The sequence below is a fragment of the Paraburkholderia phymatum genome, assembly GCF_040965635.1.
In the GTDB taxonomy this organism is placed as follows: Bacteria; Pseudomonadota; Gammaproteobacteria; order Burkholderiales; family Burkholderiaceae; genus Paraburkholderia; species Paraburkholderia phymatum_B.
Window position 1 is genome coordinate 327736 of the sequence record NZ_JBFRCH010000002.1, and the last position, 21568, is coordinate 349303.

Sequence of the window (21568 nt, forward strand, 5' to 3'; positions counted from 1 at the left end):
GGTCTTCAGGAGCGGCTTGCCGTTCTTCTTCTCTATACGGCATTGAGCGGAATGCAGGGCGACCTGAGATCAGGCTGAAATCAGGCTCAATCCACTTCCTTCAAAACCTCCGCCACGGTGCGGAACAGTTCGTCGATCTGCGCCTCATCGATGATGAGCGGCGGCGACAACGCCAGAATGTCGCCCGTGTAGCGCGTCAGCACGCCCTTCTGGAAGCAGCGCACGAACACGTCATATGCGCGCGCGCCGGGCGCGCCGTCACGCGGTTGCAGTTCCACGCCGCCGACGAGTCCCAGATTCCGCACGTCGATCACATGCCGCTCGCCCTTCAGCCTGTGAATCGCCGCTTCGAAGAGAGGCGCCATCTTCGCCGCACGCTCGAACAGCCCTTCGCGCTCGTACAGTTCGATCGTTGCGCATGCAGCGGCCGCCGCGATCGGATGCCCCGAGTACGTATAGCCGTGGAAAAGCTCGATGCCCGCGGGTGCGCCGTTGACGATCGCATCGTGAATCCGCGCGCTCGCGGCCACGGCGCCCATCGGCGCGGCGGCGTTGTTCGTGCCCTTGGCCATCGTCAGCAGATCGGGCGTCACGTTGAAAAACTGCGCGGCGAACGGCGCGCCGAGTCGCCCCCAGCCTGTGATCACTTCGTCAAAGATCAGCAGGATGCCGTACTTATCGCAGATCTCGCGCAGACGCTGCAGATAGCCTTGCGGCGGAATCAGCACGCCCGTCGATCCCGCCACCGGCTCGACGATCACGGCCGCGATCGTCGATGCGTCGTGCAGCGTGACGAGCCGCTCCAGTTCGTCGGCAAGATGCGCGCCCCACGCGGGCTGTCCTTTCGAGAACGCCGCTTCCTTGATGTTGAGCGTATGCGGCAGATGATCGACGGCGGGCAGCAGCGCGCCTGAATACGCCTTGCGATTCGGCGAGATGCCGCCGACGGAAATGCCGCCGAAGCCGACGCCGTGATAGCCGCGCTCGCGTCCGATCAGCAGCGTGCGCTGTCCTTCGCCACGCGCGCGGTGATACGCGAGCGCGATCTTCAATGCAGTATCGACGGCCTCCGATCCGGAGTTCGTGAAGAAGATGTGCTTCAGGTCGCCGGGCGTGTGCTTCGCGATTTTGGTCGCGGCTTCGAATGCCTTCGGGTGGCCCATCTGGAACGTCGGCGCGAAGTCCATCTCGGCGGCCTGCGCCTGCACGGCGGCGACGATCTCGTCGCGGCAATGTCCCGCGTTCACGCACCACAGCCCCGCCGTGCCATCGAGGATGCGCCGGCCATCGTACGACGTGTAGTACATCCCCTTCGCACTCGACAGCAGCCTCGGCGCGCTCTTGAACTGCCGGTTCGCGGTGAACGGCATCCAGAACGCCGACATGTCGGGCGCATTGGCGGGCGTGGCAGACGTAGGGGCCGTGGCCGAAGGTGTAGCGCGTTCGGTCATCTGCTGTCTCCTCTCAAATGAGGTCAGTTGGGTTTCCAGTTTAGGCACGCGCCCGGCCGTGCACAACCGGGCAGCGTCTTCGCACCGGCCCGCCGATATGACGAATCACCACTCGCGCTCCGTTGCAGCGCGACGCGCACCTCGACGAGGCGAAACACCTTGCGTTGCACCGCTTTCGCGCTCAAAGCGCATCGCGCCACGCGATGTCGCGTCGTCAGCGAGCCGCATTGCAGCACGCTCAGCGTCCGTTGAAGAGCAATGCGGCAAGTTGGCATATGCCTTGCAGTATCCCGCCCTGCACGATTCTGTACAGATGGCTCTGCACACATAACGCAAACAGGGATCGGACACGCATACCCGTCCGCCACTCACCACCATTCATGGCAAGGGGAAGCATATGAAACGTCGCAGTCTGCTGAAGCTCGGCTCGATGTCGGGCGCGCTCGCGCTCGCGGGCAAGGTACCTTTCGCGCGTGCGCAGTCGTCGGGCAGCGGCCTGATCAAGGTGGGCATCCTGCACTCCCTGTCGGGCACGATGGCGATCTCGGAGACGTCGCTGAAAGACACCGCGCTGATGACGATCGCCGAGATCAACGCAAGCGGCGGCGTGATGGGCCGCAAGATCGAGCCCGTCGTCGTCGATCCCGCGTCGAACTGGCCGCTCTTTGCCGAAAAGGCCCGTCAACTGCTGACGCAGGACAAGGTCGCCTGCGTGTTCGGCTGCTGGACGTCGGTGTCGCGCAAGTCGGTGCTGCCCGTGTTCGAGGAACTGAACGGCCTGCTGTTCTACCCCGTGCAATACGAAGGCGAAGAGATGTCGCGCAATGTGTTCTATACGGGTGCCGCGCCGAATCAACAGGCGATTCCCGCCACCGAATATCTGATGAGCGCAGAAGGCGGCGGTGCCAAACGCTTCTTTCTGCTCGGCACCGACTATGTGTATCCGCGCACGACCAACAAGATCCTGCGCGCCTTCCTCAAGTCGAAGGGCGTTCAGGAGACCGACATCCAGGAGGTCTACACGCCCTTCGGTCACAGCGACTATCAGACGATCGTCGCGAGCATCAAGACGTTCGCGCAGGGCGGCAAGACGTGCGTGATCTCGACCGTCAACGGTGACTCGAACGTGCCGTTCTACAAGGAACTCGGCAACCAGGGGCTGAAGGCGACCGACGTGCCCGTCGTCGCGTTCTCCGTCGGTGAAGAGGAACTGCGCGGCATCGATACGAAGCCGCTCGTCGGCAACCTTGCCGCATGGAACTACTTCATGTCGGTGAAAGGCCCGACCAATTCGAAGTTCAAGGAGCAATGGGCCGGATGGGTCAAGTCGCAAAACCTGCCGGGCGGTTCGAAGCGCGTGACGAACGATCCGATGGAAGCGACCTATGTCGGCATCCACATGTGGAAGCAGGCCGTCGAAAAGGCGAAGAGCACCGATGTCGACAAGGTGCGCGTCGCGATGATCGGCCAGAAGTTCGCGGCGCCGTCGGGCTTCATGCTCGAAATGGACGGCAATCATCATCTGCACAAGCCGGTGATGATCGGCGAAGTGCGCGCGGATGGCCAGTTCAACGTCGTGTGGAAAACGAAGACGGCCGTTCGCGCGCAGCCGTGGAGCCCGTATATTGCGGGCAACCAAGGCAAGCCGGATGTCGTCACGTCGATTCCCGAGTTCCTGCGCCGCCGTTCGCGCGTCGCGTGACGCGGCATGCCGGTGCGTTCAGCCTTCACGAACGCATCGGCGCACACGGCATCCGACTTTCGATGCACGTATCGAAGCAAACCCACGGCGCAATCGCGCGATACCTCGCTTGCCGCTTTTCGCATGCGACGGCATTGCGCGTCGGATCGCTGGCCTGATTGCTGGCCTGATTGCTGGCTTCATTCTCAAGACCATCATGGGGCATTCACTTTCCACGCTCGCTGCTCGCCGCGCTGATTGGCTGCGCAACGCCCGCAAGCGCATGAGCCTGCTTGGCGCGTCATGCGCGCTGGGCGCAGCGCTCGTCGCGTTCGCGCCGGCGAGCGCCCATGCGTTGACGGCCGCCGACGTCGCGCCGCTGGCCGGCGACGATTTCGACGCGAAGTCCGCCGCGATCGACAAGCTGATCGCGAATCACGACGCGCCTTCGCTCGCGCTGCTCAAGGCGCTCGCCGAAGACAGCGTGCTCGCGACCGATTCCGGCGAAGTGCTGATTCGAGACGGCGATACCGCACGCGACGCCGTCACCGGCAAGACCGTCGCCGCAGACGACGCGCAATCGATCGCGCTGAACAATCTGTTGCGCTCGAAAGTATCGGGCGCTCTGTCGGGTCTGCAACTCGATTCGACCGATCCCGCGAAGCGCGCCGCCGCGATTGCCGCGCTTCTGCAAAATCCCGATCCGTCGATGAAGCCGCAGATCGACGCGGCGCGCGCGAAAGAAACGGACGCAAAGCTGAAACAGCGCCTCGACACGCTATGGGCGATGACGGCGCTGCACGACAGCGATGCCGCGAAGCGTCTCGAAGCGGTGAAGCTCGTCGCCGCGCGGCACGATCTGGACATGTACGAACTGCTGCGTCCGCTCGTAGCGAAGAAGCCGGACGGCACCTTCGCCGAGAGCGACGCGCGCGTGCGCGAAGCGGCGCGGCAAGGCATCGATGCACTCAATTCGATCCAGCGACGCAGCGAGATAGCGGGGACGCTGTTCGCGGGTCTGTCGCTCGGCAGCGTGCTGCTGCTCGCGGCGCTCGGCCTTGCGATCACGTATGGCTTGATCGGTGTGATCAACATGGCGCATGGCGAGTTCCTGATGATCGGCGCTTATGCGACATACGTCGTGCAGAATCTCGTGCAACGCTATGCGCCGGGCGCGTTCAACTGGTATCCGCTGATCGCCGTGCCCGCTTCGTTCGTGGTCGCCGCGCTCGTCGGCATCGTGCTCGAACGGCTCGTGCTGAAGCATCTGTACGGCCGTCCGCTCGAAACGCTGCTGACCACCTTCGGCATCAGCCTGATTCTCATCCAGGCGACGCGCGTGCTGTTCGGCGCGCAGAACGTGCAGGTGCAAAATCCGTCGTGGATGAGCGGCGGCGTCACGGTGATGCAGAGCCTGATCCTGCCGTACAACCGCCTCGCGATCCTCGCGTTCTCGCTGATCGTCGTCGCGATTGCATGGGCCGTGCTGACGAAGACGCGCCTCGGTCTCTTCGTGCGCGCCGCCACGCAGAACCGCCGGATGGCCGCGTGCGTCGGCGTGAAGACCGCGTATGTCGATTCGTGCGCGTTCGCGTTCGGCGCGGGCATTGCGGGACTCGGCGGCTGCGCGCTGTCGCAGATTGGCAATGTCGGCCCGGACCTCGGGCAGAGCTACATCATCGATTCGTTCATGGCCGTCGTGCTGGGCGGCGTCGGCCAGCTGGCGGGCACGGTGATCGGCGGCTTCGGGCTCGGACTCGTGAGCAAGGCGATCGAGCCGTTCTGGGGCGCGGTGCTCGCGAAGATTGCGGTGCTCGTGCTGATCGTGCTGTTCATCCAGAAGCGTCCGCAGGGCATGTTCGCCCTGAAGGGCCGCAGCGCGGAGGCATGACATGACATCCGCGACTTCATCCGCTGCCACTTCCGTCGATTCGCGCAGCGGCGCTCACGCGAACGAACGCGGACGTCTGTCCGGCTTCGCGCTCGGCTTGCCGCCGCGCCCTGCTCTTCTGTCGCGACGCGCGTGGCAACTGCTGATCGCGTTGATCGTCGCGATCGGCCTCGGCGTGCCGTTCAGCGCGCTGGTGCTGCCCGAGACGAGCGCATTCCATCTGTCTGCGTATGCGATGACGCTCGTCGGCAAGCTGATGTGCTATGCGATCGCCGCGCTCGCGCTCGATCTCGTGTGGGGCTACTGCGGCATCCTGAGCCTGGGGCACGGGCTCTTCTTCGCGCTTGGCGGCTACGCGATGGGGATGTACCTGATGCGAGCGATCGGCCGCGACGGCAAGTACGGCAGCGATCTGCCCGACTTCATGGTGTTCCTCGACTGGCACCGGCTGCCGTGGTACTGGGAAGGTACGCAGCATCTGTGGTACGCGCTGCTGCTGGTCGTGCTGGTGCCCGCCGTGCTCGCGTGGGTGTTCGGCTTCTTCACGTTCCGCTCGCGCGTGAAGGGCGTCTATCTGTCGATCATCACCCAGGCGATGACGTTCGCCGCGATGCTGCTGTTCTATCGCAACGAAACGGGCTTCGGCGGCAACAACGGCTTCACCGATTTCAAGCGCATCGCGGGCTTTCCGATCACGCATCCCGGCACGCGCACGGCCCTCTTCCTGCTGACGTTCGCGGTGCTGGTGCTGTCGTTCATCGGCGCGCGGGCGATCGTCACGTCGAAGCTCGGACGTGTCGTGACGGCCGTGCGCGACGGCGAAACGCGGCTGATGTTTCTCGGCTACAGCCCGCTCGCGTACAAGCTGTTCGTGTGGACGGTGTCGGCCGTGCTGTGCGGCATCGCGGGCGCGCTGTACGTGCCTCAGGTCGGCATCATCAATCCCGGCGAGATGTCGCCGGGCAATTCGATCGAAATGGCGATCTGGGTCGCCGTCGGCGGACGCGGCACGCTGATTGGCCCGATCGTCGGCGCGTTCGCGGTGAATGGCGCGAAGAGCTTTTTCACGGCTTGGTTCGCGGAGTACTGGCTGTTCTTTCTCGGTCTGATTTTCGTGCTGGTGCCGTTGCTGCTGCCGAACGGGATCATGGGACTGGTCGAACTCGCGACACGCAGGAGAAATCGCCGATGAACGAAAACCCGATGGTGCCCGACCTGTCGCTGCCCGAAGAGCACGATGGCCGCGCGTTATCTGGCGTCGCTTCGATGAGCCGCGCGGTGACGCCCGGCGAGATCGACGTATCGCACGGCGCGATTCTCTATCTGGAAGACGTGACTGTTTCGTTCGACGGCTTCAGGGCATTGAACGAACTGTCGCTGTCGATCGACGTCGGCGAATTGCGCTGCATCATCGGCCCGAACGGCGCGGGCAAGACGACGATGATGGACGTCGTCACGGGGAAGACTGCGCCCGATTCGGGCAAGGTCTTTCTGGGCCAGACGATCGACCTCACGCGCATGAACGAGCCGTCGATTGCGCGCGCGGGAATTGGGCGGAAGTTTCAGAAGCCGACTGTGTTCGAGCAGCATCCCGTGTGGGAGAACCTCGAACTGGCGATGAAGACCGACAAGCGCTGGCTCGCATCGCTGCGGGCGCGGCTGGATCGGAGTGCCCAGGTGCGCATCGAGGAGACGTTGTCGCTGATTCGTCTGGAAGGTGAAGCGTTGCGGCCCGCGGGCGAGCTGTCGCATGGGCAGAAGCAGCGTCTGGAGATCGGCATGCTGTTGATGCAGCAGCCAGCGCTGTTGCTGCTCGACGAGCCTGCGGCGGGAATGACAGATGACGAGACGATGGAACTGGCTGCGCTACTCAATCATTTGCGCGGGACGTGTTCGATGATGGTCGTCGAGCATGACATGGAGTTTGTTGCTGCGTTGGCCGGTGAAACCGGCAAGGTTACGGTCATGGCCGAGGGACGTGTCCTCGCGGATGGGACGCTTGATGAGGTCAAGCGGGATGCGGGTGTGGTTGAGAGTTATTTGGGGCGTTAATTGTCCGCGACGCCGTTTTTGCCTTTGCGATGGCATCCGCGCCTCGCGGGGTGGATGCCGGCAGCAAGCCATAAAAACCAAAACAAAGGCCATCGCAGAGACAAACAAGACGCCGTCACAGACACACCCCTCACGCCTATGGCAAAAAGGACCCAAATGCTCGAAGTAAATAACCTGAACCAGTACTACGGCGGCAGCCACATCCTGAGAGACGTAAAGCTCACCGTACCCGACGGCAAGCTCACCGTCCTGCTGGGACGAAACGGCGTCGGCAAGACCACGCTGTTGCGATGCCTGATGGGCGTAGTCCCAACAAAAACGGGAGAAATCACGTGGCGCGGCGCGCCAATCACGAAGCTTGCCCCACACGCGCGCGTCGCGCAAGGGCTCGCCTACGTCCCGCAAGGCAGAGACATCTTCCCGCGACTGACCGTCGAGGAAAATCTGCTGGTCGGCGCAGCCAGCAGAAAAGCCCCAAAGAAAATTCCGGACAGAATCTATAGCCTCTTCCCCGTCCTCAAAGACATGAGAGCACGACGAGGCGGCGACCTGTCCGGCGGCCAGCAACAACAACTGGCCATCGGCCGGGCGTTGATGAGCGAACCGCAACTGCTGATCCTCGATGAACCGACGGAAGGCATTCAACCATCGATCATCCAGGACATCGGAAGAACATTGCGTCAACTCGTCGAGGAAATGAGCCTGACAGTACTGCTCGTCGAGCAGTACTACGACTTCACAAAAGCGATCGCCGACCGCTACTGGGTGATGAGCCGAGGCGAAATCGTCGCGGGCGGCGAAGGCGTCGACATGGATCGCGACGGCGTGCGCAGCCTGATCGCGGTATAACGGCAAAGACTGCTTAGCTGCTATCCTCGCCGCATGTCGCTGCACGAACACCACGCCACGCTCGCCACCATCGAGGATCCCGCGCACGCCCAATGGCGCGCGCGGCTCGAACTCGGCTTCGTCCGACATGGCAGCCGCACGACGCTCGCCCATCGTCTGCACGAAGGGCCGCTGCGGCTGCAACGTCCGCTCTATCCCGAAGGATCGTCCATCTGTCACGCGGTGATCGTGCATCCTCCCGGCGGCATCGCGGGCGGCGACCGGCTCGATATCCGCGTAGACCTCGACGCCGACACTCACGCCGTGCTCACGACGCCCGGCGCAACGAAGTGGTACAAGTCCAACGGACGCGCCGCGCATCAGCACATCGCGATGCACGTCGGCGCGAATTCAAAGCTCGACTGGCTGCCGCAGAACAACATCGTTTTCGATCACGCGAACGCTTCGCTCGACTTCTCGCTGACGCTCGACGAAGGCGCGACCGCGCTCGGCTGGGACGCGACGCAACTCGGCAGGCAAGCGGCAGGCGAGACCTGGTCGGCGGGACATGTGCGCGCGGTATCGCGCATCGTCGGGCCTGATGGTGAACTGCTGTGGTTCGAGCGCTCAAGGCTCGCCGCCAGCGACCCGTTGCGCGATGCGCCGCAAGGGCTCGCGCGTTTTCCCGCGTTCGGCACGCTGTGGGCGATCAGCCCGCAATGCGACGACGCGCTCGCCGAATCGCTCACCGCCCAGCTGCCCTTCGACGACTCGATCCGCGCGGCCGCTTCATGCGTGCGCCCCGGCGTAATGATCGTGCGGGGCATCGCGAGATCGATGGAAACGCTCCAGCAAGCGTTGATTCAATGCTGGACGCGGTTGCGTCCCGTCGTCCATCGCGTCGATGCCGTGCCGCTGCGTCTCTGGACGACCTGAGCGAATCTCTCCCGCGCACCATCTTCGGGCGTCGATATGCTCCCATGTGGTGCAGGCCCATGCGCGAAACGCGGCAAACCGGGCGACATCCGCATGGAGCCCCGCATGGCATGGCCCTTGCTGCTACTGGCGCCGCGCGATGCCGCATATCCACGTACGCGCACAAGCACGCAAGCCTGCTAAACGAGTCCGCTAAAAACCACACGCAAGAGAGCCTCGCCATCATGATCCGAACGACTGCCCATCGCCCGCGCCGCGCGTGGCTCTCCGCCCTGCTGCTCTCGCCGCTGCTCGCGCTCGCCGCGCCCGTCGCTCACGCCGACGCGCTCGCCAACATCACGAAGGCCGGCGTCCTGAAGGTCGCGGTGCCCGAGGACTATCCGCCGTTCGGCTCGGTCGGCCCCGATCTGAAGCCGCAAGGCTATGACATCGACACTGCCGCGCTGCTCGCGAAATCGATGAACGTGAAGCTCGAACTGGTGCCCGTCAACAGCGCGAACCGCATTGCGTATCTGCAGACAAACAAGGTCGATCTCGTCATCTCGTCGCTAGGCAAGACGCCCGAGCGCGAGAAGGTGATCGGTTTTTCGACGGCCTATGCGCCTTACTATCAGGGCGTGTTCGGTCCCGCCGACATCAAGGTGAATGGCCCCGCCGATCTGACGGGCAAAACGGTCGGCGCGACGCGCGGCGCACTCGAAGAGATCGCGCTCACGCAGATGGCGCCGAACGCGACGATCAAGCGCTTCGAAGACAACAACGCAACCATCTCCGCGTTCCTGTCAGGCCAGGTCCAGCTGATCGCGGCAGGCAACATCGTCGCCTCGGCGATTCTCGCGAAGAACCCGCCGCGCCGCCCGGAGCCAAAGTTCGTGATCAAGAATTCGCCGTGCTTCGTGGGCCTCAACAAGAATGAGCCACGCCTTCAGCAAAAAGTCGATGCGGCGATCACGCAAGCGAAGCACGACGGCACGCTCGATGCGATGTCGAAGAAGTGGTTCGGCACGGCGTTGCCCGCCGATCTGTAAGCGCGACGTCGGTTGATGCTGGTATCGTCAAGCGGCCCGGGCGAAATGAAGCGATACAACGAGACACGACGAATGCGATGAAGCTGACCCCACGCGAAAGAGACAAACTCCTGATCTTCACGGCCGCATTGCTCGCGGAGCGGCGACGCGCACGCGGCCTCAAGCTCAACTATCCGGAGACCGTCGCGTTCATCACGGCCGCGCTGATGGAAGCCGCGCGCGACGGCAAGACGGTCGCCGAAGTGATGCACTACGGCACCACGCTGCTCACGCGCGACGACGTGATGGAAGGCGTGCCCGAGATGATCCCCGACATCCAGGTCGAAGCCACCTTCCCCGACGGCACGAAGCTCGTGACCGTCCATCACCCGATTGCCTGAAGAGGCACGCTCATGATCCCAGGCGAACTGATTACCGACGACGGCGAGCACGAACTCAACGCGGGCCGCGCGACCATCACGCTCACGGTGTCGAACACAGGCGACCGCCCCGTGCAGGTCGGCTCGCACTATCACTCCTACGAGGTGAACGCGGCGCTGTCGTTCGATCGCGAAGCGGCGCGCGGTTTTCGTCTGAACATCGCAGCGGGCACGGCCGTGCGCTTCGAGCCGGGCCAGGAGCGCACCGTCGAACTCGTCGCGCTGGCGGGCGATCGCGTCGTCTATGGCTTCAACGGCAAGGTGATGGGCAAGCTTTGATCTCTTGCCCGCGTCCCGCTTTTGCAAGAGCCACTTCCGGAACCTCATGACATGACACTACGCATTGGCCGCCGCGCATACGCGGAAATGTTCGGCCCCACGACGGGCGACCGCGTGCGCCTCGCGGATACGGACCTGCTGATCGAAGTCGAACGCGACTACACGATCTACGGCGAAGAAGTGAAATTCGGCGGCGGCAAGGTGATTCGCGACGGCATGGGCCAGTCGCAGCGCGTCGCGGCCGACGTCGTCGATACCGTCGTTACGAATGCGCTGATTCTCGATCACTGGGGCATCGTCAAGGCCGACATCGGCATCAAGGACGGCCGCATCGCGGCCATCGGCAAGGCGGGCAATCCTGACATTCAACCGGGCGTGACGATCGCGATCGGCGCGGCGACGGAAGTGATCGCGAGCGAAGGGATGATCGTGACGGCGGGCGGCGTCGATACGCACATTCATTTCATCAGCCCACAGCAGATCGATGAAGCGCTCGCGAGCGGCGTGACGACGATGCTCGGCGGCGGAACGGGCCCCGCGACGGGCACGAACGCGACGACCTGCACGCCGGGTCCGTGGCACATCGAGCGTATGCTGCAGGCCGCCGACGGCTATCCGATGAATCTCGGCTTTCTCGGCAAGGGCAACGTGAGCACGCCTGCGCCCGCGCTCGAACAGATTGCGGCGGGCGCGATCGGCCTGAAGCTGCACGAGGACTGGGGCACGACGCCCGCCGCGATCGACAATTGCCTGTCGGTTGCCGACGACACCGACACGCAGGTCGCGATCCACACGGACACGCTGAACGAAGCGGGCTTCGTCGAAGCGACGGTCGCCGCGTTCAAGGGCCGCACGATCCACACGTATCACACGGAAGGCGCGGGCGGCGGTCACGCGCCCGACATCATCAAGGTCTGCGGCGAGGCGAACGTGCTGCCGTCGTCGACGAATCCGACCCGCCCGTACACCGTCAACACGCTCGACGAGCATCTCGACATGCTGATGGTCTGCCATCACCTCGATCCGTCGATTGCGGAAGACATCGCGTTCGCCGAATCGCGCATCCGCCGCGAGACGATTGCAGCGGAGGACATTCTTCACGATCTCGGCGCGCTGTCGATGCTGTCGTCGGATTCGCAGGCGATGGGGCGCGTCGGCGAAGTGATCATCCGCACGTGGCAGACCGCGCACAAGATGAAGGTGGAGCGCGGCACGCTGCCCGAGGACAACGCGCGCAACGACAACTTCCGCGCGAAGCGCTATGTCGCGAAGTACACGATCAACCCGGCGCTCACACATGGCATCGCGCACGAGGTCGGTTCGATCGAGCCGGGCAAGTGGGCCGACATCGTCCTGTGGGAGCCGGCGTTCTTCGGCATCAAGCCCGCGCTGATCCTGAAGGGCGGCATGATCGCGATGGCGCAGATGGGCGACCCCAACGCATCGATTCCGACGCCGCAGCCCGTGCACTATCGCGAGATGTTCGGCACGCGCGGCGGCGCATTGGCGCGCACGTCGCTGACGTTCGTGTCGCAGATGGCGCTCGATGCCGACATCGCCGGGCGCTATGGTCTCGGCAAGCGTATCGTTGCAGTGAGGAACTGCCGCAACGTGACGAAGGCGCACATGATCCACAACGCGTGGCAGCCGTCGATCAGCGTCGATCCCGAGACGTATCAGGTGATCGCCGACGGACAGTTGCTGACCTGCGAGCCGGCAAAGGTCCTGCCGATGGCGCAACGCTATTTCCTGTTCTGATATGCGTACGTTAGACAAACTGCTGGGCGCCCATATCAAGCTCGCGCCCGTCCTGATCAAGCGCGCGCCGACACTGACGCTCGCGTTCGATGCGCGCTGCAAGAGCCGTCTTGCCGCCACGCTCGACAACGGCGAAGAGGTCGCGCTGGTGCTGCCGCGCGGCACGGTGCTGCGCGATGGCGATGTGCTCGTCGCCGACGATGGCGCGCTCGTGCGCGTCGTCGCAGCGCCTGAATCGGTGCTGGTCGTGCGTGCGCCCGATGCGCTGACGCTCACGCGCGCCGCGTATCACCTTGGCAACCGGCATACGCCCGTCGAAGTGGGCGCGGATCATCTGAAGCTCGAATACGATCCCGTGCTCGCCGACATGCTGAAGCGTCTGGGTGCATCCGTCGATCATGTCGAGATGCCATTCCAGCCTGAAACGGGCGCGTATGGCGGTGGCCATCGGCACGGACATGACGAGACATTCGCCGAAGACTATGCGCTCGCGCAGCAGGTATATGGCGAGCATCATGGTCATGCGCATGCACACTCGCATTCGCACGATCACGGTCATGACCATGATCACGGCGATTGCGGTTCGTCGTCGTGCGATCACGATCATGGCCATCGTCATGCGCATCGCTGAACTGACCGCGCTGTTGCATCTCGCGTCGCCGGCGCTACCGATCGGCGCGTTCAGCTATTCGCAAGGGCTCGAAGCCGCGATCGAAGCGCAACTGGTCACGGACGCTGACAGCGCACGCGCGTGGATCGAAAGCGGCCTTTCGAACGTGCTCGCGCACGGCGAGCTGCCGTTTCTCGCGCATCAGATCGAACGCTGGCGCGCGCACGATGCTGTTGCTTTGAAAACAGCCGATCACGAATTCCTCGCGAGCCGCGAGTCGATGGAGCTGCGTCGCGAGACGGAACAGATGGGCTGGTCGCTGCGGCAGTTGTGCGCGTCGCTCGAATGGGGCGACAAGGAACGTCGCGCGACGCTCGCGTCGATCGCGCCGATTGCGCAACCGACGGCATTCGCGTTCGCCGCCTTCGCGCACGATGCCGCCACGGATGCCGCGCTCGCTGCCTATGCGTTCAGCTGGGTCGAGAACCAGACGGCGGCGGCGCTGAAGGCCGTGCCGCTAGGGCAACTCGCGGGACAGCGCATCATCGTCGCGTTGCGCGAGCCGATCGACGCTGCCGTCAGCAAGGCGCTCGCCACTTCGCCCGACGATATCAACACGTTCGCGCCGCAACTCGGCATTCTGTCGGCGCGTCACGAGTCGCAGTATTCGCGGCTTTTCCGCTCATAGCCTTTCGCTTTCGCTCAATCGAATCATGAACGCTGCTTATCACACGCATCGCACGAAGAAACTGCCGCCGCTGCGCGTTGGCGTGGGCGGCCCTGTCGGTTCGGGCAAGACGACGCTCCTTGAAATGCTGTGCAAGGCGATGCGCGACAAGTACGACCTCGTCGCGATCACGAACGACATCTACACGAAGGAAGATCAGCGTCTGCTGACGGTGGCGGGTGCGCTGCCCGCCGAGCGCATCATGGGCGTGGAGACGGGCGGCTGTCCGCACACGGCCATCCGCGAGGACGCGTCGATCAATCTCGAAGCCGTCGACCGCATGCTCACGCGCTTTCCCGATGCGGACATCGTGTTCATCGAATCGGGCGGCGACAATCTGGCCGCGACGTTCAGCCCCGAACTGTCGGACCTGACGATTTACGTGATCGACGTCGCGGGCGGCGAGAAGATCCCGCGCAAGGGTGGGCCGGGCATCACGAAGTCGGACCTGCTCGTGATCAACAAGACGGACCTCGCGCCGATGGTCGGTGCGAATCTCGACGTGATGGCGTCGGATGCGAAGAAGATGCGCGGCGCGCGGCCGTTCGTGATGTGCAATCTGAAGGCGCTCGAGGGGTTGGATCAGGTGATTGCGTTTGTTGAGAAGGAGGGGTTGTTGGGCGTTTGAGTTTTTGTGTCTGCGACGCTCTGCGCAGCGCAGACAGAAAATTGTAAGCGCGCGGGATTCGACCTGCGCTACATCGCAGACCGGGCCCGCGTCCTCGGGCATGCGGGATGCTCATTATCGGACGCAGTTCCGAACCCGCTTGGGGGCTGATCTGAACTGCCAGCCGGCACGGACAGCGCCGAACTGCTTTGAAGGCCAGGCGCTTATCAGGACGCCTGGCCATTTTGTCATTCATCGTGACCGTCGAAACAGCTATCCACTACTTCCTTCTTGCCGCGCCAGATCTGACGTGCGGGTGCTGCAAAAATTTGCTCATGTAAGGGGTAAGACCTATCATGGGTTTCGGTAGACCAACGCTGGTTTCCCTCATAGCGCGCTTCCTACCCGTGGTGGGTCGCCTGCGAATGCAGGTCCTTCAATGAGTCGACTCGTCGTTCAGTCGAAAGCGGGAGGACGAGATGGTGCGCCTCACAAGAAGTTCGACCGATCAAATCCAGCGTCTGCTGGGCCTCGCAATATTGCTGGTGTCCTTGATCTTCGATGTAGCGCTTGCGACTACTCCAGTGAAATCGGAGGCGCAGGTCGTGTCTGGTCCAGGTCCGACGATATCATGCAAACCTCCTTCTATTACTCGACCGCAGCCAACGCTTCCTAAAGGCTTTACCGAACAGATTCTCTTCAGCGGCTGCCTCAACCAGCCGACCGCGCTGAGCTTCAGTGCAGACATGACGCTCGCGTTCGTTGCTGAAAAGGGTGGCAAGGTCTGGAAATGCGATCTGTCGGCGTCAACGTGCACGCAACTGGCCGACCTCAGCAGTGAAGTCTGCAACGACGCGGACCGAGGGCTTCTCGGGCTTGCGGTCGACCCGCTGAACGTACAAAACGTCTACGTGCTTTATACGACGCCTTCCCCGGGGGTGGTCTGTAGCGGAAACGTTGTTGCTGTTACAGGCGGGCAGCTGTCCCGCTTGTCGTCGGCAAATGGGACGGTGACCGAGACCAAGCTCATTCCGTCCAGTACGGCGTCCAGTCAGCCCTGGTGCTTTTACTACACGTCTCATAGCATCGGCGGGTTGGCTTTTGGCTCTGACAATACAACGTTGTATGTCAGCGCGGGCGATGGCGCGAGTTTCAACACGGTCGACTACGGTCAACTGGATACCGCTTGCGGTGACGGCATGAACCTCCCGCAGGGTGCGTTTCGCAGTCAGCAACTCAATGCACAACCCTACAAAGATGGAGTGATTCTCGCCGTCACGAATTTGAGCGCTCCCACTCCGGGCATAGCAGTCGTGTCAACAGGGTTGCGCAATCCTTTCCGGTTTGCGGTCAATCCTGTCAACCACGATTTGTACATTGGCAATGTAGGCTGGAACGCGTGGGAGTCGATCGATCATCTGAGCAATGCCGGGCAAAACTTTGGCTGGCCGTGCTTCGAAGGATGGGACCCGGCAACGGGCGCGGCAGCACCACAGCCGGACTATCAGAACCCGGCGAACACGGGGAACGTAAGCTACTGTGCGGGCATGAGCGCGTCTGCACCGTTTTTCGCGTATGCGCATGGAAGTTATGTCACTCCAGCCGACAGCAAGGCGAAGACGTGTGGCGGCAGGCCGTCGGGCGGCGGTCCGGATCAGAACGGCAGTGTCATATCGGCCATCGGGTTCACGGATAACAGCAGCACGACCTATCCGGCCATCTATAAAAACGCGCTGTACTTCGGCGATTACCTGCGCAAATGCATCTGGATGATTCAGATGCCGCCGCCGAGCAATACGTCCCTGCCACAGCCACAGGCATTTGCCAAAGGCCTTCAGGGCGGAGCGGTGGACTTGAAGGCCGGTCCGAACGGCGATCTGTTTTACGTGGACCTGGTCACGAGCACCATTCGCCGAATCACGCATCAGTAGTTCGCGGGTACCGGGAAAACTTAGATGGAGCAAGTATCCATACACTTGGAAGGACGTGCACACGAAGCCGGCGCGGAAATCGATTGACAGGCATCGAACATCGCGCCGGCAACCCGTATAAGTGGTCTTGCAAATGAGCCGCGCCGCGCATGCCAGGCGGTATTTCGTTCGGCTAATTCGCGAACAAAACCTGTGTAGCTGACGCCCAGATCGCACGGATCAGGTCCTTCATGTCCGTCCTCTCGAAAACTCGCCCACTGCCGTTCTCAGAGTAACCGGGCGAACGCTTCCAAGCCGATTGTCGGCGCAGATCACCACCAAGATTTTCATTTCGTTGCGCTGGGGCGCCTAATGATCCGATGCGTTTCGAAAGTCAACGGATCAATTTATACCTTACAATTGTAATAACAGGGTATAAAGTTTGACGCATCCGCTCCTATACCCTACTATGAAATAATAAGGTATAAGGAGGGAGCGCCGATATGGCCAACTTCCATAACGAAGCACTGCAAACTCTGTATTCCTCGGTCACCGAACGGGCCAGTGCACAACCGCTTATTCCGTTGCATTCTCCCGGTTCGGCAGCTCAAAAAACCGTCGATGGAAAAACCTACACGTACTGGAGGGTGTATCTCGCTTCGGGAAAGCACAGGGAAACCTCACTGGGCCGTACTGGCGAACCGGCTACCGACGCGGCACTTGAGGCGAAAATGCTTGAGAGCGCGGACATGCGCTCGCTCGCCGCTGACGCCCAGATTTTGCGTAAGGCAGGCTTCGCTGCTGCCGGCAATTCAGCAGCACTAACCATCGCAACGCTCTTTAATGCCGGCATCTTCAGCCACGGCGGGGTGCTTGTCGGCTCTCACGCGTTTGGCGCACTCCTGAACGGTCTCGGCATTCGTCTGCCCGCGAACTACAGGACCGAGGCCATCGACATCGGAAGCACGGGCTCTATCGCGGTGGCGATCCCGGAAGACCGCAGCTTTCTCGACATCCTGTGTGACATCGGCATTCCCTTTCCTGAGGTGCCGGAACTGGATTCACGAAAGCCATCACCCTCGTTCAAGGCGCGAGGACAGCCCCTAAACGTCGACTTGCTCGTGCCGGGTACCGAGGCATATGAGACGAAAGCCCTGCCCCAGTTGCGCGCACACGCGACTGGGCTCCCGTACTTCGGGTATCTGGTCTCGAATCCAGCGCGCGGCTTCATCCTCGGGAAGGAACATGTCGTCCCGGTAATGCTGCCGGACCCCGCGAGGTTTGCTCTCCACAAGCTTGTCGTGAGCACACTTCGCGACCCGTCGCGCGCCCTTAAGGCGGAGAAGGATCAACGGCAAGCCGCAACGCTGATTGATGCATTGACGGAGCGGTTTCCAGACTGGTTGACGATTGCTGCCAATGAACTGGAGAAGGCCGCACGTACACGAGTTAGGGCGGCGGCGGCCCAAACCCTAACTCTTGTACCCAACTTGTCAGAGCGTGCTCGGGACTTTCTGGCTGATTTGAGCGCAGAGACGTAGAACTGAAGAGGGCTCGTCAATACGCCCGTGCCATTGCGCCGATTGGCACGCCGAACTGTGCACCGGACGGTTCGTCTGCGGGATTCGATTTTGCCCCGGGGCGATATCGCGGTGTGGTGCGCGCGCGTCAATGCGGCGAACATTGACCAGGTTGACCACCCGCGCCGAAGGCCGCCCGCTGCGATAGCCATCACTCCGGCAACAACGTAGTCAACACATTAACCGTCCGCGCAGTCGCGCCTCGATGGCGCGCAGCAAACGCCGACGCAGCCCCGCCCATCGCCACGCGGCGCGCCTTGTCTTCGAACAGTTCGCGCAATACGCGAGCAAGATCGGCCGGATCCTTGACCTGCACGCACGCGCCTGCGGCCACTGCATCAGCCGTCGCCTGCGTGAAGTTGAACACGTGCGGCCCGATCAGCACGGGCACGCCGACGCCGCAAGCCTCGATCAGATTCTGCCCGCCCAGCGGCAACAGGCTGCCGCCGATGAACGCCACGTCCGACGCCGCGTAGTAAGCGCCCAGCTCGCCCATCGAATCGCCGAGCAGCACCTTCACGTCGCGCGGCAAGTTTTTCGCGGCGCCCTGGCCCGCAGCCACCGCGCCTGCGGGCGCCCATTCCGAACGGCGCTCGCAACGCAAGCCTTTCTTCTCGACGAGCGCCGCCACTTCGTTGAAGCGCTGCGGATGACGCGGCACGAGTATCAGCAGCGCATCGTCGATACCGAGCGCGTCGAGCGCCTGCAACACCAGTTCCTCTTCGCCCTCGCGCGTGCTCGCCGCGACCCACACGGGACGCGCGCCGATGGCCGCGCGCCACGCATGCCCACGCGCGGCGAGTTCGGGTGGCGTGTTCATGTCGAACTTCAGATTGCCGAGCACGGACACGTTGCGCGCGCCCAAGGCGGAAAGCCGCGTCGCATCCGACGGACTCTGCGCGAGCACGCGCGCGAAACCGCCGAACACGCCGCGCGTCGCGTTGCCGAACTTCGCCGCGCGCCGGTACGAGCGCTCCGACATTCGCGCGTTCGTCAGCACGAGCGGCACGTCCGCGCGACGGCATTCGTCGATCAGCGTCGGCCACACTTCCGTTTCCATCACGAGACCGACAGAGGGCCGCCACGCCTTCAGAAAACGCCGCACGGCATGCGGCATGTCATACGGCAGATAGCAGCGCAGCACGCGGTCGCCGAAGATCTGCACGCCCGTCTCGCGGCCGCTCGGCGTCATGTGCGTGAGCAGGATGCGCGCATCGGGTCGCGCCTTGATGAGCGCGTCGATCAGCGGCTGCGCCGCGCGCGTCTCGCCCACCGACACGGCATGCACCCAGATCAACGGCGTGTCGTCCTCGGGCACGCGGCCGCGCGCATAGCCGAAGCGCTCGCCGATATGCACGCGATAGCCGCGCTCCTTGCGCGACCGGATGAAGAGCCGCAACACCGCCAGCGGCGCGATCAGCCACCACAGCGCGTTATAGACGACCCTCAGCATCGTGCTTCCACGCGCGGCATGACGGCCCGCATGAACGTGGCCGCGCACGAAGCGCCCGGCATCGGGTGAACGGGAGCAGGCGCGCCGTTCAAACCAGTGCCCTGCCCTTCAGGCGTTCGAGAATGCCGAGCGGCGCGCACTCCGGCTGCGCCATCGACTTGACGGGCAAGAAGAAGGTCTGCTCCATCATGAACTGCCCGGACATTACCGCGTGTGAAGTCTGGTCCGAGAAGCACACCCACACACTGCCGGGCGGAAACGGCATCGTCTCTTGCGGCGACGACTTCTGATAGTCGAGATCGGCCTTCATCCCGTCGTGCAGGTTCAGCATCAGATGGTCGTACTCGCTGCGCGGCGACTTCGTCACGTGCACGAGATTCATCAGCCACGCGGAGCCCGGCATCTGCGGCCTGATGCGCGGCAGGAAGCGCTTCGCCATGTCCTCGAAGGGCTCGCCCACGCGCCACACGCGCGGCGTGCCGTTCGGATTGACGTTCGTGAACACGCGCAGGATGCGCTCGCCATAGTTGGGACGCGACGGGAACGCATCGACGTGCAGACGGCTGTCGTCCTTGCGCCACGACGTCTGACGCGTCTCCACCTGATGCAGACGCAGGCTCGTCGGCGCGACGCGCAGCTTGCCGATGTATTCGGGAAAGAGTCCGTCGACGAGCATTCGCGCATTCGACTGATAGCGCGCAATCAGCGCGCGCACGGCCGACTGCGTGACGGCGTCGCCGAGCACGCCATGCAGCGCGCCGCCGTTCGGTTCGAGGCTGATGTTCTTGCGCTTCGGATCGGCAAGCGCGGGATCGAGCAACGCGCGCTCGCCGCCGTCGATCGCAAAAGCGAGGTTCGGGAAATACAGCACTTTGCCACGCTCGACGCCGGCGAGCAGCATCTCGCGCGGCACGGACAGGTTCTTGCCGTGCCAGTCGGCGCTTGCTACTTCGATGATCTGGGATTCGTTCATGATCGCCTTTTCAAAGCGGATGGAACCGGGCGGGCGCAACGACTGGCCACGGGTGCCGCGCCGTGTACCCATGCCCTTCCTGCTGCGCATCGCGGCATCCGGCTGCGACACGGAACGCACGCATGGGATACACGCATGGGACGCATGCACGGAGCGCCTGATGCGCCCACGGATACGGCACGCGGCCACCAGGCATCGCCGCGCCGCATCAGAGCAGGCCGAACCCGGCCAGCGCGGATTTCACCTGCTGCAGCGTCGGCGGGTGGCCCGCCGTGCCGAGATTCACGACGTTCGGCGACCAATAGCCGCCCGTACGCCATGAAGTGGCGAAATTGTACAACTCGACCGTCGGCCGCTTCAGCGCGGCTGCGATGTGAACGAGACCTGTATCAACCCCGACCGTCGCCGCGGCGCCCTCGATCAGACCGACCACGGCCGGCAGCGACAGTTTCGGCGGCACGATCGCGGCCGCGCCGAATTCCTTCGCGAGACGCTCGCTCGTCGCGCGCTCGTCGTCGCTGCCCCACGGCAATACGATCGAGGCGCCGCGCCGCACCAGCGACTGCCCGAGCTCGATCCACGCGGCATCGGGCCATTGCTTGTCGGCGCGCGACGTCGCATGGACGAACACCACATACGGCACGGGCAGATTCAGTTGCGCTTCGGAGAGCGCGAGCGCCGCGCGGCGCGTGTCGAGGCCGAAGTCGATCTCGTCGGTGGGCTGCGGCGCGGGGTCGCCGAGCGCCGCGGCCACCAGTTGACGCGTGCGTTCGACGACATGCGTGCGCGGCTCGATCGGTACGCGCCGGTCGTAGAAAAAGCGCACGGGCCACTCGAAGCCCGCGCCGTCCGTGCGATTGCCCAGGCCGACGAGCGGCCCGCGCGCCATCTTCGCGATCCACGCGGTCTTGATGAGCCCCTGGCAATCGATCACGAGATCGTACTTTTCGGCGGCGAGCGCGCGGCGGAATGCGCCGATCTCGCGCCAGTTGTCGACGGAGAGAATGCGCTTGCGCCAGCGCCGCAGCGATACCGGGATCGCGCGCCGCACGCCGTGCACCAGTTCCACCAGCTTGACGAAGCTCTCTTCGACGAGCCAGTCGATCTGCGCGTCAGGATGGCGGCGGCGAATGTCGGCGATGACGGGCATGTTGTGAACGACGTCGCCCAGCGACGACACTCTCACGATCAGTATCTTTTGCGCGCTCAAGAAGGGGAGAACGCCGGCTGATCCGGCGTCAGGATGCATGGAAAGGACGCAATTTTAGCGCGCCCGGCGCAAACAACATGAAAAAACGCGGCGCGGTAAACATACCTTGCGCCGCGTCCGGTTCTGCCGCTCTGTCCGACTGCAGGCCGACTACGAGCGGGTACGGCACGTAGCC

Annotated in this window: 19 protein-coding genes; 15 read left to right on the plus strand and 4 right to left on the minus strand. The window is 63.4% G+C overall.

Translation table 11 applies throughout. The features are described from left to right. Positions 1-86: 86 nt before the first annotated feature. Positions 87-1451, minus strand: a complete 1365-nt coding sequence (locus tag AB4Y32_RS04905) for an aspartate aminotransferase family protein (protein WP_368720243.1) — start codon at positions 1449-1451, stop codon at positions 87-89. 397 nt (positions 1452-1848) lie between these two features. Between AB4Y32_RS04905 and urtA the strand changes: the two genes are divergently transcribed. From urtA to AB4Y32_RS04980, 15 genes are all read left to right on the plus strand, one after another. Next, entirely contained in the window at positions 1849-3153 is a 1305-nt protein-coding gene (gene urtA / locus AB4Y32_RS04910; protein ID WP_368720244.1) for an urea ABC transporter substrate-binding protein, read from the plus strand. A 262-nt stretch (positions 3154-3415) separates the two neighbouring features. Then, complete coding sequence (gene urtB / locus AB4Y32_RS04915; RefSeq protein WP_439899750.1) at positions 3416-5023, plus strand: urea ABC transporter permease subunit UrtB; 1608 nt, start codon at positions 3416-3418, stop codon at positions 5021-5023. 1 nt (position 5024) lies between these two features. After that, on the plus strand, positions 5025-6215 hold the full coding sequence (gene urtC, locus AB4Y32_RS04920; protein ID WP_368720245.1) for an urea ABC transporter permease subunit UrtC: 1191 nt from the start codon (positions 5025-5027) through the stop codon (positions 6213-6215). Beyond that, entirely contained in the window at positions 6212-7075 is an 864-nt protein-coding gene (gene urtD, locus AB4Y32_RS04925) for an urea ABC transporter ATP-binding protein UrtD (RefSeq protein ID WP_368720246.1), read from the plus strand. The genes urtC and urtD overlap by 4 nt, the downstream gene beginning before the upstream one ends. A 156-nt stretch (positions 7076-7231) precedes the next feature. After that, the gene (gene urtE, locus AB4Y32_RS04930; protein ID WP_368720548.1) at positions 7232-7924 is read left to right on the plus strand and encodes an urea ABC transporter ATP-binding subunit UrtE; all 693 of its coding nucleotides are present in this window, start codon (positions 7232-7234) and stop codon (positions 7922-7924) included. A gap of 33 nt (positions 7925-7957) precedes the next feature. Next, positions 7958-8839, plus strand: coding sequence for an urease accessory protein UreD (locus tag AB4Y32_RS04935; RefSeq protein ID WP_368720247.1), 882 nt, complete (start codon positions 7958-7960; stop codon positions 8837-8839). Between the two features lie 224 nt (positions 8840-9063). Further along, the gene (locus tag AB4Y32_RS04940; RefSeq protein ID WP_368720248.1) at positions 9064-9867 is read left to right on the plus strand and encodes a transporter substrate-binding domain-containing protein; all 804 of its coding nucleotides are present in this window, start codon (positions 9064-9066) and stop codon (positions 9865-9867) included. Between the two features lie 77 nt (positions 9868-9944). Next, positions 9945-10247, plus strand: coding sequence for an urease subunit gamma (ureA, locus tag AB4Y32_RS04945; RefSeq protein ID WP_090864636.1), 303 nt, complete (start codon positions 9945-9947; stop codon positions 10245-10247). Between the two features lie 12 nt (positions 10248-10259). After that, positions 10260-10565 (plus strand): urease subunit beta, encoded by a 306-nt coding sequence (locus AB4Y32_RS04950; RefSeq protein ID WP_368720249.1) that lies wholly within the window; start codon positions 10260-10262, stop codon positions 10563-10565. A gap of 51 nt (positions 10566-10616) precedes the next feature. Next, positions 10617-12323: an urease subunit alpha gene (ureC, locus tag AB4Y32_RS04955; protein ID WP_368720250.1), complete on the plus strand. Its 1707-nt coding sequence runs from the start codon at positions 10617-10619 to the stop codon at positions 12321-12323. 1 nt (position 12324) lies between these two features. Continuing rightward, positions 12325-12954 (plus strand): urease accessory protein UreE, encoded by a 630-nt coding sequence (gene ureE / locus AB4Y32_RS04960; protein ID WP_368720251.1) that lies wholly within the window; start codon positions 12325-12327, stop codon positions 12952-12954. Beyond that, a complete protein-coding gene (locus AB4Y32_RS04965) occupies positions 12941-13621 on the plus strand; it encodes an urease accessory protein UreF (RefSeq protein WP_368720549.1) in 681 nt (226 codons plus the stop codon). Before ureE ends, AB4Y32_RS04965 begins: the two co-directional genes overlap by 14 nt. A gap of 25 nt (positions 13622-13646) precedes the next feature. Further along, positions 13647-14288 (plus strand): urease accessory protein UreG, encoded by a 642-nt coding sequence (ureG, locus tag AB4Y32_RS04970; protein ID WP_368720252.1) that lies wholly within the window; start codon positions 13647-13649, stop codon positions 14286-14288. Between the two features lie 458 nt (positions 14289-14746). Further along, positions 14747-16198 carry a sorbosone dehydrogenase family protein gene (locus tag AB4Y32_RS04975; RefSeq protein WP_368720253.1) on the plus strand — a complete coding sequence of 484 codons (1452 nt, stop codon included), beginning with the start codon at positions 14747-14749 and terminating at the stop codon, positions 16196-16198. 482 nt (positions 16199-16680) lie between these two features. Continuing rightward, positions 16681-17718 carry a GSU2403 family nucleotidyltransferase fold protein gene (locus AB4Y32_RS04980; protein WP_368720254.1) on the plus strand — a complete coding sequence of 346 codons (1038 nt, stop codon included), beginning with the start codon at positions 16681-16683 and terminating at the stop codon, positions 17716-17718. A gap of 190 nt (positions 17719-17908) precedes the next feature. Here the strand turns inward: AB4Y32_RS04980 and waaA are convergent, their stop codons facing one another. The 3 genes from waaA to waaC form a co-directional block, all read right to left on the minus strand. Beyond that, positions 17909-19210 (minus strand): lipid IV(A) 3-deoxy-D-manno-octulosonic acid transferase, encoded by a 1302-nt coding sequence (waaA, locus tag AB4Y32_RS04985; RefSeq protein ID WP_368720255.1) that lies wholly within the window; start codon positions 19208-19210, stop codon positions 17909-17911. Between the two features lie 88 nt (positions 19211-19298). Next, the gene (locus tag AB4Y32_RS04990) at positions 19299-20183 is read right to left on the minus strand and encodes a Kdo hydroxylase family protein (protein WP_368720256.1); all 885 of its coding nucleotides are present in this window, start codon (positions 20181-20183) and stop codon (positions 19299-19301) included. Between the two features lie 208 nt (positions 20184-20391). After that, positions 20392-21432, minus strand: coding sequence for a lipopolysaccharide heptosyltransferase I (waaC, locus tag AB4Y32_RS04995; protein ID WP_368720257.1), 1041 nt, complete (start codon positions 21430-21432; stop codon positions 20392-20394). Positions 21433-21568: the final 136 nt, after the last annotated feature.